Annotated in this window: 5 protein-coding genes; 3 read left to right on the top strand and 2 right to left on the bottom strand. The window is 68.9% G+C overall.

Annotated features, from left to right (window positions below; genetic code table 11):
• Positions 1–60 precede the first annotated feature (60 nt).
• Positions 61–1,728: an FAD-dependent oxidoreductase gene (locus QQX02_RS03715; protein ID WP_301141300.1), complete on the bottom strand. Its 1,668-nt coding sequence runs from the start codon at positions 1,726–1,728 to the stop codon at positions 61–63.
• A gap of 110 nt (positions 1,729–1,838) precedes the next feature.
• On the opposite strand from QQX02_RS03715, the gene QQX02_RS13445 reads away from it, so the two are divergent.
• A complete protein-coding gene (locus QQX02_RS13445) occupies positions 1,839–1,997 on the top strand; it encodes a DUF8730 family Cys-rich protein (RefSeq protein WP_496111626.1) in 159 nt (52 codons plus the stop codon).
• A 26-nt stretch (positions 1,998–2,023) separates the two neighbouring features.
• Positions 2,024–2,287 carry a metal-sensitive transcriptional regulator gene (locus tag QQX02_RS03710; protein WP_301141298.1) on the top strand — a complete coding sequence of 88 codons (264 nt, stop codon included), beginning with the start codon at positions 2,024–2,026 and terminating at the stop codon, positions 2,285–2,287.
• 116 nt (positions 2,288–2,403) lie between these two features.
• Here QQX02_RS03710 and QQX02_RS03705 read toward each other — a convergent pair whose 3' ends face one another.
• Positions 2,404–3,714, bottom strand: coding sequence for an NAD(P)/FAD-dependent oxidoreductase (locus tag QQX02_RS03705; RefSeq protein WP_301141297.1), 1,311 nt, complete (start codon positions 3,712–3,714; stop codon positions 2,404–2,406).
• Between the two features lie 194 nt (positions 3,715–3,908).
• Here QQX02_RS03705 and QQX02_RS03700 point away from each other — a divergent pair, with 194 nt between their 5' ends.
• Positions 3,909–12,650: a family 43 glycosylhydrolase gene (locus tag QQX02_RS03700; RefSeq protein WP_301141295.1), complete on the top strand. Its 8,742-nt coding sequence runs from the start codon at positions 3,909–3,911 to the stop codon at positions 12,648–12,650.
• The last annotated feature ends 51 nt before the right edge of the window (positions 12,651–12,701 follow it).

The raw sequence follows: 12,701 nt of genomic DNA, 5'->3' as shown, positions 1-12,701 counted from the left end.
GGCGCCGCCGATGCGTTTCGGTTCAAACTGTCGGTGGGCGGGTACGTGGGTGGGAAGGTGTCAGACGGAGGCGGTCGCCGGTGCCAGCGAGCGCAGGCCGTCGCGCCACGTGAGGTACCCGCCGTCCAGGTTGACGGCGTCGTAGCCCAGCTGACGCAGCAGACGCGTGGCCGTGTGGCCGCGCTGTCCCACCTGGCAGTGGACCACGATGCGGCGGTCGCGGGGCAGCTCTCCGTGGCGCGCGCGCAGGTCGTCCACGGGGATGTTGACGGGCTCCTGTCCCCACGGCGGCACCACGGTGCCGCGGGAGTGCTCGGCTCGGGAGCGAACGTCGACCACCAAGGGCGCCTCGTCGCCGGACTCGGCCAGCTCGTGCCACTGGACCGACGGGCTGTCGCCCAGCAGCGCGTTCTCCGCGACGTACCCGAGCATGTTCACGGGGTCCTTGGCGGAGCCGTAGGCCGGTGCGTACGCGAGTTCGAGATCGGCGAGCTCAGACGCGGTGATCCCGCCGTGGATCGCGGTGGCGATCACGTCGATGCGCTTGTCGACGCCCCCTTCGCCGATGGCCTGGGCGCCCAGGATGGCGTCCGTCTCGGGGTCGACGAGCAGCTTGAGCGCCATCGCCGATGCGCCCGGGTAGTACCCGGCGTGGTCCATCGGGTGGGTGTGGAGGGCTCGGTAAGCGCGGCCTTCGCCGCGCAGGCGGCGCTCCGTGCGGCCCGTGACCGCGGCGGTGAGTCCGAACACGCCGACGACGGCGGTGCCGATGCTCGGGCGGCCACGCCCGGTGGTGCCGGTGATGACGTCGGCCACGCGCCGTCCATGCCGGTTCGCGAGGTTCGCCAGCGGGATGAGCGTGGGGTCCTCCGAGAACGCGTCGTGCTTGGCGGCGGCGTCGCCCACGGCGTAGATGCCGGGGACGGAGGTGCGCATGTCGTCGTCGACGAGGATGGCCCCACGGGGACCCAGGTCGGCGCCGGCGGCGCGCGCGAGCGTCGAGTCGGGGATCACGCCGATCGACGCCACCACCATGTCGGCGGGGATGGTCTCGTCGCCATCCGGACCGCTCACCAGCGCGGAGTCCGCGGTGATCTCGGTGACCTGCGCGCCGGTCATGACGCGCACGCCGTGCTGCTCGAGCCGGTCCTGAATGCGGACCGCGAGCTCAGCGTCCAACGCGCTCAGGACCTGGGGGGCGAGCTCCACGACGGTCACGTCGAGGCCGCGGTGGCGCAGGTTCTCTGCCACCTCGAGCCCCACGAAGCCGCCGCCGATCACGACCGCGGTGCGCGCATCGGCCGTGTGCGCTGCCATCGTGTCCACATCCGCCACGTCCCGCAGCACGAGCGCGCGCTCGGCGCCCGGCACGTCGGGGACGATGGGGCGCGCACCGGGGGAGAGCACCAGGTGGTCGTAGGTCTCGAGATAGGTGTCGCCGGCCGCAGTGCGGACCGTGACGGTGCGCGCCTGCGCATCGACGTCGACGACACGGCTGTGCGTGCGCACGTCGAGGGCGAACCTCGCGTGCAGCGATTCCGGCGTCTGCAGCAGCAGCGATTCGCGGTCGGTGATGACTCCGCCCACGTAGTACGGCAGACCGCAGTTGGCGAACGAGACGTGCTCCCCGGCCTCCAGTACTACGATCTCGGCGTGCTCGTCGCGACGACGCAGGCGGGTGGCGGCGGACATTCCGGCGGCAACAGCCCCGACGATGACGACCTTCATACGTAACCTCCATGAGTGTGATGTGTTGCAACCACGATACCCCCCGGGGTATAGTTTTGTCATCCGGACGCGACAAGGGGTCGCGTTCAACATCATGAAAGGGACGCCCTATGTGCTCACCGATGACGTGCCGCGAGTGCGGCAAGACCACCTGGACCGGCTGCGGACAGCACATCGACTCCGTCAAGGCGCAGGTGCCCGCCAGTCAGTGGTGCGAGGGCCATGACGCCCCCGCTGGACGTAGCATCTTCCCGTGGCTGCGTCGCTAGTACCGGCCCCGACGATCGGAGCGATCATGGCAGACCCCGAGGCCGCACGCGCGGCCATCAACCGTCTCAAGCGCGCCCGCGGGCAGCTCGACGCGGTGATCCGCATGGTGGAGGAGGGCCAGACCTGCGAGTCCACGGTCACCCAGCTCGCCGCGGTATCCAAAGCGCTCGATCGCGCGGGGTTCACCCTGATCTCCTCGGGGCTCCGCGAGTGCCTCGACACCACCGAAGGGGACGCCCGCGACGACAGTCTGCGACGCCTCGAGAAGGTGTTCCTGTCGCTCGCGTGACCTCCCTTCATCGGCCGCGCTGACGACACTCGCGCGGACCGCCCCGCGGGGTGTGCGATACCCATGCGCACCCCCGGGGCGGGATGAGCGCGGCTCCCGTGGCGGGCGGCGGGCCGCTAACTGTCCGCGGCTTCCTTGAAGGCGCGCCGCGGCTCGTGCAGCCGCCCCATCGAGACGAGGTCCCGACGGAAGAACAGCGCCGCCGTCCAGTCGAGGACCACGCGGGACTTGCGGTTGAAGCTGGGAATCTGCGCCATGTGATAGGTCCGGTGCATGAACCACGCGGGCCAGCCGCGCAGCTTCACTCCCATGACCTGCGCCACGCCCTTGTGGAGGCCGAGCGAGGCCACGGTCCCCAGGTTCTTGTGCCGATACTCCTTGGGCGCGCGCCCGTCGATGTGCGCCGCGAGGTTGGCTCCGAGCAGGCGCGCCTGGCGGACCGCGTGCTGGGCTGACGGGGCACACCACGCGCCGTCGCCCTTGGCGAGGTCCGGCACCTGAGCGCAGTCGCCCGCGGCCCACGCGCCGTCGACGACGGCTCCGTCCTCGTCGGCGACCTGCAGCGTGGGCAGCGCGTTGACGTGTCCCTTGGGGCCCGTCGGAAGGTCCGACGATCCGATGACGGGGTTCGGCTTGACGCCGGCTGTCCACACCAGCGTGTCGGCCTCGTAGGTCTCGCCATTGGACAGCTCGATGACGCCATCGACTGCCGATTCCAGTCTGGTCTCCAGGTGGACCACCATGCCGCGGCGGCGCAGCTCCTTCAGCGTGTACTCGCCCATCTCGGGCCCCATCTCCGGGAGGATGCCCGGCGCCATCTCGACCATCACGAAGTGGAGATCGGACGGGGACAGTTCGGGGTAGTACCGCAGGGCCGCGCGGGCCATGTCCTCGGTCTCGGCGAAGGCCTCGATGCCGGCGAAGCCGCCTCCCACGAACACGAACGTGAGGAGCCGCTGCCGGGTGCGGGCATCCTCGGTGGACGCGGCGCGCGCGATCCTGCCCAGCACGATGTTGCGGAGATTGATGGCCTCTTCGACCCACTTGAAGCCGATGCCGTTCTCCGCGAGTCCAGGGATGGGAAGCGTCCGAGGCACGGAGCCCAGCGCCACCACTACTTCGTCGTACTCCAGGTCCAAGGTGTCGCCGAAGTCGGTCTCCACCCGCGCCCGCCGTTCGGCGTGCGCGATCTGCGAGACCTTTCCTTGGACGATCCGGGCGCCCGAGAGCTCGCGACGGAGCGGCACCACGACGTGGCGCGCCTCGATCGATCCGGCGGCCGCCTCGGGGAGGAAGGGCTGGTAGGTCATGTAGGGGCGACGGTCCACCACGGTGATGTCGACCTTGCCGCGGGCCTTGCGCTGGAGCGTGAGCGCGGTGTAGAGGCCGACGTAGCCGCCGCCCAGGATGAGAACTCGAGTGGTCATGCGAAGGCTCCCTGCGGTTGGGGACCGCCGTCCGACGGGCCCACTCATGGGACAAGCGCGACGTCGTTTTGATTCCCGGGCGGGCGGTGACGCGGGCCACCGACCCCACTCTGCAAGGGGGGTTGGCATGTTATCGCTCACATGTTATCGTTCACACGGTTTCACATTCAGCACCTCACAATGGAGTGACGCGCATGCATCGCAACCTGTCTCAGAGCCGCCCTGCCCGAGCCGCCGTCGTGGCCCTCATCGGAGCCGTGGCCGCCACGTCCCTCGCGGGAGTCTCCGCCGCCTCGGCCTCTCCTCTCGAGTCGATCGAGAGCGACCTGGCACTTCACTACGACTTCGCCGCTCCCCTCGATGCCGCGACCGTGGTCGATGCGTCAGGCGGAGGCCATGACGGCACGGTGGTCGGGAGCGGAGCGTCCGTCGTCGACGGCGCGCTCGAGCTGACCGACGACACCTTCGTGGAGATCCCGGGCGAGGTGGTCGAAGGCAACGACGCCCTCACCATCTCGGCCTGGCTGCGCAACGACATGGCGAACGGCGATTACGCCGCGCTGTACTTCGGCAACCAGACCACTCCGCCCACGCAGTACTGGCTGCTCAACCCCGCCAACCCGCAGGGCAACGTGAAGTCGGTGATGACCAACGGTGTGAACGCGACACAGCCCTGGATGACAGAGGCGGGCGTCGTCGGCCCTGCCGCCGTGGACGCGCTCGCGCTGTACACGACCGTGATCCGGCCCACCTCGATCACCAGCTATGTCAATGGCGAGCGCATCGGTTCGGTGCCGGTCACCCGCACGGTCACGGACTTCGGCACCGACCTCATCGGCTACATCGGGAACTCGCCCTACGCGGATCCGATCTGGGATGGCGCGGTGGCGGACCTCAAGGTCTACACCGCCGCGATGACCGATCAGCAGGCCGCTGCGCAGTACTACGAGGAGCTCGGCGACTCCGGCGCGGCGCAGGCCGCCGTCGACGCAGATGCCGCGTCCATCTCTGTCTCCTCCACGGTGGCCACCGACATCGAGCTGCCGACGGCGGGAGCCAACGGCTCCGAGATCTCGTGGTCGAGCTCCGACCCCGCGATCATCGGCACCGATGGCACGGTCACGCCGCCCCCTGCGACCGATGCCGTGGTCACCTTGACGGCCGACCTCGCCCTGGCCGGAGCGACGGCGCAGCGCACGTTCGACGTGACGGTGACGTCGGATGCCTCGTCCACGCTGCTGGCGCACTACGACTTCTCCGACTCGATCGACGACGGGGTGGTCTCCGACGTCTCCGGCAACGGCAACGACGCGGAGGTGCTGGGGACGGGTGCCACGGTCGACACAGTCGCCGGGCACCTCACCCTGCCCGGAGGCGCGAGCGGCTCCGGAGCGGGCTACGTCGAGATGCCCACCGGCATGGTCGACGGCCAGAACACCCTGACCATCTCGGCGTGGCTGCGCAACCGGACCGGTGCGGGCAACTACGCGGCGATGTTCTTCGGCACCGCGCAGTCGCCGCCCCTGCAGTACTGGCTGCTCAACCCCCAGAACGGCAGCGGTCGCTTCAAGTCCGTGATCGTCGACGGCAACCCGAGCTCGAACCCGTGGTCGCTCGAATCCGGCATCAGCCCCACCAGCGCTGCGCGTGGCATCGCGGGTCCCCTCACCGACGCGGACGAGTGGGGCCTCTACACCACGGTCATCACGCCCTCCTCGATCACCGGGTACTACAACGATCAGCGCATCGGCACGGTCTCGACGGCGCGCACCATCACTCAGTTCGGCTCTGACCTCGTGGGCTACATCGGCCGCTCCTCCTACGCGGACGAGTTCTACGAAGGTGACGTGCGGGACGTGCAGATCTACACCTCCGCGCTCACGTCGGCTCAGATCGTCGACGCCTACTACGGCGGCGTCGACGACCCCGCCGTCATCACCGCGGCACTCACCGAGGACGCGGATGCGCTGAGCTTCGACGCGCTCACCGTCGCGGACGACCTGTCGCTCGCGACCGCCGGAGCACGCGGGTCGCAGATCTCGTGGGCCTCGACCGATCCGGGCGTGATCGCCGAGGACGGCACGGTCACGCGGCCGACCACGGACAACGCCGAGGTCACGCTCACCGCCACGCTCACTCTTGCGGGCGAGAGCACCACTCGCGACTTCACCTTCACCGTGGTCGCCGACAGCCCCCAGGCGAACCTTGACTACGCCGCCTCCCAATTCGATCTGGGAGTCTCCGTGGCGTGGACGGACATCGTGCTGACCGACGAGTTCTCCGGGTACGCAGTCTCCTGGGAGACGTCGAACGCCGCCGCGGTGACGGCCGCAGGCGCCGTCTCGCGAGGCGCCGCCGAGGCGAGCGCTCGGCTCACGGCGACGCTCACGGATGGCACCCTCACGGCGCAGCGCGAGTTCGATGTGACCGTGCTCGCGGAGGACGTGGGATGGATCGGCACCGCCATCGGCACCGGCAACACGGACGACACCGACAACCTGCGCCTGTCCGCGTCCACCGACGGCACCGACTTCGCCGCTCTCAACGACGGCCAAGGGATCCTCTTCCCGGAGCTCGGATCACGCAAGATGGGATCGCCCAGCGCCTTCCGCACGCCCGACGGCGCGTTCGGCCTGGTGTCGACCCTCGACTCCAACTCGAACCAGATCTTCGTCTTCGACTCCGAGAACCTGCGCGCGTACTCCCACGAGCGCCTGGTGCAGTTCGCCCCCACGGCTCACCGCACGGCCCGGGTGGCGGTCGAGTACGACAACGGCATCGCCGCGTACCGACTGCACTACACGAACACCCCCGACGGTCTGCACTACGAGGTCACCACTCCCGACTTCGCGGAGTTCTCCGCACCGACGGAGGTCGCGACCGCGCCCTCGTTCGTCTCCGCCACCTTCCCCTCCGGCATGATCGAGACGGATGCGATCGCGGTGACTGCTGCCGAGTACGACGACGTGGTCGACCGGCTCAGCCGCATCTCGAGCACTGGCGTCGAGTCCTTCGCGGACCTGGTCGTCGCCAAGGGCGAGGACCCGGCGCTTCCCGAGGCCGCCACGGTCGAGTACTCGAACGGCACCACCACCCGCATGCCAGTGGAATGGGACACGGCGGGTGTCGACTTCGACACCCCCGGCGTGTACACGATCGACGGCGCCATCGCGGACCCGCAGTACCCGAGCCCGCTCGTCGAGCGCCGGGCCGATCCCGACGCGACCATCGGCGACGACGGCTACTACTACTTCACCGGCTCGTACCCGATGACGTACAGCGGTGACCCGAACGGCTACGACCGCATCGTGCTGCGCCGCTCCGCGACCCTCGAGGGCCTCTCGACGGCCCCGGAGGTCGAGATCTGGAACGAGTCCAGCGAGGCCGGACTCAACAGCTACATCTGGGCCCCGGAGCTCGTCGAGATCGCTGGCGAGTGGTACGTGCTGTTCACCGCCGCCCGCAGCGGCGGGTTCGACATTCGTCCCGCCCTGCTCAAGTACACCGGCGGCGACCTGGCAGGCGAGGCCGCGCTCGACCCCGCCAACTGGGAGACCGTGGGCTATCACCTGCCCGCTCCCGGCGACGACATCGCGTTCAGCTCCTTCTCGCTCGACATGACGCACTTCGAGCACAACGGTGTGGACTACGGGATCTGGGCGCAGTCCGACGCTGAAGGCTTCTCGACCATGCGCATGGCGCCGATGGATTCCGCGAACCCGCAGCAGATGGCGGGCGAATCGATCCAGATCACGCGCCCCACCCGGGCCTGGGAGCAGGCGTCCGGCGTCGAGGTCAACGAGGGCGCCGCGGTGATCAAGAACGACGGCAAGATCATCGTCGCGTTCTCCTCCGCCTCCGTCGACGTGAGCTACAACATCTCGGTCCTGTGGGCCGACGAGAACGCGGACCTCATGGACCCGGCGTCGTGGAACAAGCGGGGATACCCGCTGCTCACCACGGACGACGTGCCGGGCATGTATGGGCCAGGCCACAACTCGTTCACGGTGGACGCGCTGGGCAACCCGGTGATGGTCTACCACGCGCGCAGCTACGACGACCCGGCCAACCCGGGCGAGGCGACCGACGGCGGCCTGTTCGATCCCCGTCGCAACGCTCACGCCAAGATCGTGAACTTCGACGTGGACGGTCTCCCGGTCCTCGACCTCACCCCTGACGAGCAGCTCGACCCTGCCCTGCGGGACGTCCAGGTCACGGTGACCGTGGAGCCCGAGGAGGGGCTGGTCGCGCACTACCAGCTCGACGAGACCTCCGGCACGGTGGCGGAGGACAGCTCCGGCAACGACCTCGACGGCACCTACGTGGGCGACCCGACGCTTGGCGGCGACGCCGGCGCACGCCTCGACGGCGCGGGCGACCACGTCGCCTTGCCCGATGACCTGGTGGGCGGGCTCGACTCGATCACCATCTCCACCGAGGTCCTCGTCCGCTCCACGCAGGGCGGCGCGTACTTCATCTACGGCTTCGGCAACGCCGATGCGGGCGGAGTGGGCGACGGATACCTCATGGCGACGGGCAACCCGACGCTGCGAGGGAACATCGCGAGCGGCAACTGGAGCACCGAGCAGCGCGTGGACGCCGGCGCGGCGCTGTCACGCGACGTCTGGCGCACGGTCACCTACACGCTGGACGATGCGACCGACACGTCCCGCCTGTACCTGGACGGCGTCGAGGTCGCAGTGAATGACGCCACGACCCTCCGTCCTTCGGACATCGGCGGTGGCGCCACCGCGCTGAACTTCATCGGCCGTTCCATGTACACCGCGGACGGCACGATGGCCGGATCCGTGCGCGACTTCCGCATCTACGACTCGGCTCTGGACGCATCGGCCGTCGCCGCCCTGGTGCCGACCGATGCGGAGCGGGTCGCCCGCGACGCAGCCGCACTGTCCATCAGCGGTGCCATGGCGATCACCGACGACATCGACCTGCCCGGCGCGGGCGCGAATGGCTCGGCCATCAGCTGGTCCTCGTCCGACCCGGCAGTGGTGGGCGACGACGGCACCGTCACTCGCCCCGGCTACGCGGAGGGCGACGCGGACGTGACGCTCACCGCGACCGTCACGCTGGGGGACGAGACCGTCACCCGCCTGCTCGTGGTGACCGTGCTCGCGGTGGCGGACGACCAGTCCATCGCCGATGCGGGCGCCGCCGCCTTGTCGGTGACCAACATCGACGACGTGCGCGGGAATCTCACGCTCCCCACCGAGATCGACGGCCTCCCCGTCACGTGGAGCAGCGCTGACGCGGCGATCATCACGACGGACGGAATCGTCGACCGCCCAGGATCGGACACCGAGGTCACTCTGACCGCCACCGTGACCAAGGGCGAAGCGACGGCCACCCGCGAGTTCGCGGCGCAGGTGCGCGCGGCCGTCGAGCTCGACGCCTTCGAGGGCTATGCGTTCTCGTACTTCACCGGCGACTCGCTTGCGGGCGAGAAGATCTACTTCGCAGCGTCCGATGGCAACGATGCACTGTCCTGGGACGAGCTCAACGGCGGCGAGCCGGTGCTCGAGTCCGAGTACGGCACCGGCGGTCTGCGTGACCCGTTCATCATTCGCTCGCCCGAGGGCGACACGTTCTACATGATCGCCACGGACCTGTCGATCGGTTCTGGCGGCGGCTGGGATGCGTCCCAACGTCAGGGCTCTCAGTACCTCGAGGTGTGGGAGTCTCACGACCTCGTGAACTGGAGCGAGCAGCGTCACGTCAAGGTCGCGCCCGACAACGCCGGCAACCTGTGGGCGCCCGAGGCCTACTACGACGAGTCGATCGGCGAGTACGTGGTGTTCTGGGCCTCGAAGCTCTACCCGGAGGACGACCCGGGCCACACCGCCAACGGCATCCCCAACGAGATGCTGTACTCGACCACGCGAGACTTCGTGACGTTCTCGGAGCCGCAGGGATGGCAGACCGGGATCTCGCGCATCGACTCCACCGTGCTCGAGGTGGACGGCACGTACCACCGCTTCACCAAGGACGAGGGCGCCGGCACCACCGGCTGCTCGGACATCATCCACGAGTACTCAGATCAGTTGCGTGCTCCGTTGGCGGACTGGGATCTGGTGGCGAGCTGCATCGGCCGTGAAGCCGGAACGGGCGCGGTCGAGGGGCCGTCGATCTTCACGTCGAACCCCGGAGACGTGAGCGGCGACTACTACTACCTCTTCGTCGACGAGTACGGCGGCCGCGGGTACATCCCGCTGCGCACCGAGGACATCGCGAACCCGGACTGGCAGGTCGCGCCCGACTACGACCTCCCCGCCAGCCCGCGCCACGGCACGGTGATTCCGATCACGGCGACCGAGCTCGCGGCGCTCCGCGAAGGCGTCATCGAAGCAGAGCCCGTCACGGCCGATGCGGACGGACAGGTGCTGCGGTACGACTTCGAGACGGGCGACGGCACGACGCTCACCGATGTCACCGGCAACGGATACGACGGCACCATCGTCGGCGGCTCCGCGCTGGCCGGCGGAGAGATGGCCTTCGACGGGGCGGACGACTACGTCGACCTTCCCGACAACATCCTTGCTGGCATCGAGGACATCACGATCGAGGCCGAGGTCTATCTCGATGCGGGGATGACCGGGAACTACTTCCTCTACGGACTTGGCAACACGACGGATGGCGTGGGTGACGGCTATCTCTTCACCACCGGCAACGCGCAGTACCGGACCAGCATCGCGACCGGCAACTGGTCGACGGAGCAGTCCGTGGGCACGGGACAGGCCTTGCCCCGCGGCGAGTGGGTCCAGCTGGTGTACACGCTGAGTGGCAACACCGCAACGCTGTACCTGAACGGCGTCGAGGTCGCGACGGGCACCGTCACCACGGACCCGGGCGACATCGGCAGCGGCTTCACCACCGCCAACCACCTGGGCCGCTCGAACTACGACGCCGACGGGCTATTCGAAGGCGCGTATCGCGAGTTCGCGCTGTACAACCGGGCGCTCAGCGCGGAGGAGGTGCTCGCCGCCTCCGGCGAGACGGACCTGCTGCTGGGCGTCACGCTCGCGGACGCGTCGGTGCTGAAGGTCGATCCCATCGTGGACCAGACCGAGCGCACCGTGGTGTTCCCGGTCGAGCCGGGCACGGACCTTACTCAGCTCGCACCGGTGTTCACCACCGTGGCGGGCGTCACGTCCGACCCCGCGTCGGGGACCGTGCGCGACCTGAGTGCGCCGGCGACCTACCAACTGGGTGGCGACTCGACGGCGACCTGGACCATGGAGGCGGTGGAGATGCGTTCTCCCGTGCTGCCTGGTCTCTACGCCGATCCGAACATCATCGCGTTCGGCGGCACGTACTACATCTACGCCACCTCCGACGGGTACCCGGGCTGGGGCGGCAACGAGTTCTACGTGTGGAAGTCCACCAACCTGGTGGATTGGGAGCGCTCGGACGAGCCGTTCCTGACGCTCGACGGCGAGGACGGCGACGTGCCGTGGGCCACGGGCAACGCGTGGGCCCCCACCGCGATCGAACGCGACGGTAAGTACTACTTCTACTTCTCCGGGCACAATGCCGATCTGAACCGCAAGACCATCGGCGTCGCCGTGGCGGACCACCCCGAGGGTCCGTTCGTGGCCGAGCCCGAGGCGATGATCCTCAACAACGAGGCGGTCACCTCAGGCCAGGCGATCGATCCGCACGCGTACATGGATCCCCAGACCGGCACGTACTACCTCTACTGGGGCAACGGGTCACCCGTGATGGCCGAGCTCGCTGACGACATGGTGTCGCTCGAACCCGGCACCATCCAGGCGATGACAGGCCTGACCGGATATCGCGAGGGATCGTTCATGGCGTACCGAGACGGCATCTACCACCTCACGTACTCGATCGACGACACGGGAAGCGAGAACTACCGGGTGGGCTACGCGACCTCCGACAATGCCGAGGGCCCGTGGACGTACCGTGGCGTGATCCTGGAGAAGGATGCCTCGCTGGGCATTCTCGGAACCGGCCATAACTCGGTGCTGAACGTGCCGGGCACGGACGACTGGTACATCGCGTATCACCGGTTCGCGATCCCTGACGGCAATGGCACGAACCGGGAGACCACCATCGACCGGCTCACGTTCGACGAGCAGACGGGCCTCATCGAGACGGTGACGCCCACCCTGTCCGCGGTCGACGCTCAGGAGATCGTCGATCAGGAGCCGCTGAGCGTGAGCATCTCCGGCACTGCGGAATCGGGAGAGCAGCTCGACGCCGTTCTCTCGCAGCCGTGGACCGCCGAGTCCTACCAGTGGCTGCGCGACGGCGAGCCGATCATCGGCGCGACCGCGGCGGGCCTGGTGCTCGCCGACACCGACGCCGGTACCGACATCTCAGTCGAGGTGACGGCGTCTAAGCCGCTGTGGGCCGATGCGACGGTGACCTCGGACGCGGTCACGGTCGCGGAGCTCGACGGCGGCGGTCCCGGTGGCGAGAACCCTGGTGGCGAGAATCCTGGTGGTGAGACGCCTGGCGGCGAGAACCCCGGTGGTGAGACGCCTGGTGGTGAGACGCCTGGCGGTGAGACTCCGGAGGGCGTTCTCGGCGTCAGCGCCGGCACGGTGCGGCCGGGAGACACCATCGCGATCTGGGGAGCGGGCTTCACGCCTGGCGAGGACGTCACGGTGACGCTCTACTCGACGCCCACGGAGCTGGGCACGGTGCAGGCCGGGGTCAACGGCGACATCGCGACCACGGTCACGATCCCGCTGGACGTCGCTCCCGGTGACCACACGCTGGAGGCCGTGGGCGCTCAGTCGGGCACCACCCTGAGCGCTGAGCTCACGGTGCTCGATGCCGGCGAGCTCTCGACGACCGGCCCTGAGGGACAGTGGCCGCTCGCGCTGCTGATCGCCGCACTGCTGATGGGCCTCGGCGTCACGATGACGATGCGGCAGGTGAACCGGCGCTAGTCCGTGCTGCCGCCGGGACCTGCGCCGCGAGGCGTGGGTCCCGGCAGCCGC

This window comes from Demequina muriae, assembly GCF_030418295.1.
GTDB lineage: Bacteria > Actinomycetota > Actinomycetes > Actinomycetales > Demequinaceae > Demequina > Demequina muriae.
This window is presented reverse-complemented; position numbering and strand designations above follow the sequence as displayed.

Bases quoted from the DNA above. Each gene is read 5' to 3' on its own strand.
- QQX02_RS03710 (WP_301141298.1), top strand. From the start codon at position 2,024: ATGGCAGACCCCGAGGCCGCACGCGCGGCCATCAACCGTCTCAAGCGC.
- QQX02_RS03700 (WP_301141295.1), top strand. From the start codon at position 3,909: ATGCATCGCAACCTGTCTCAGAGCCGCCCTGCCCGAGCCGCCGTCGTG.
- QQX02_RS03715 (WP_301141300.1), bottom strand. From the start codon at position 1,728: ATGAAGGTCGTCATCGTCGGGGCTGTTGCCGCCGGAATGTCCGCCGCC.
- QQX02_RS13445 (WP_496111626.1), top strand. From the start codon at position 1,839: ATGTGCTCACCGATGACGTGCCGCGAGTGCGGCAAGACCACCTGGACC.
- QQX02_RS03705 (WP_301141297.1), bottom strand. From the start codon at position 3,714: ATGACCACTCGAGTTCTCATCCTGGGCGGCGGCTACGTCGGCCTCTAC.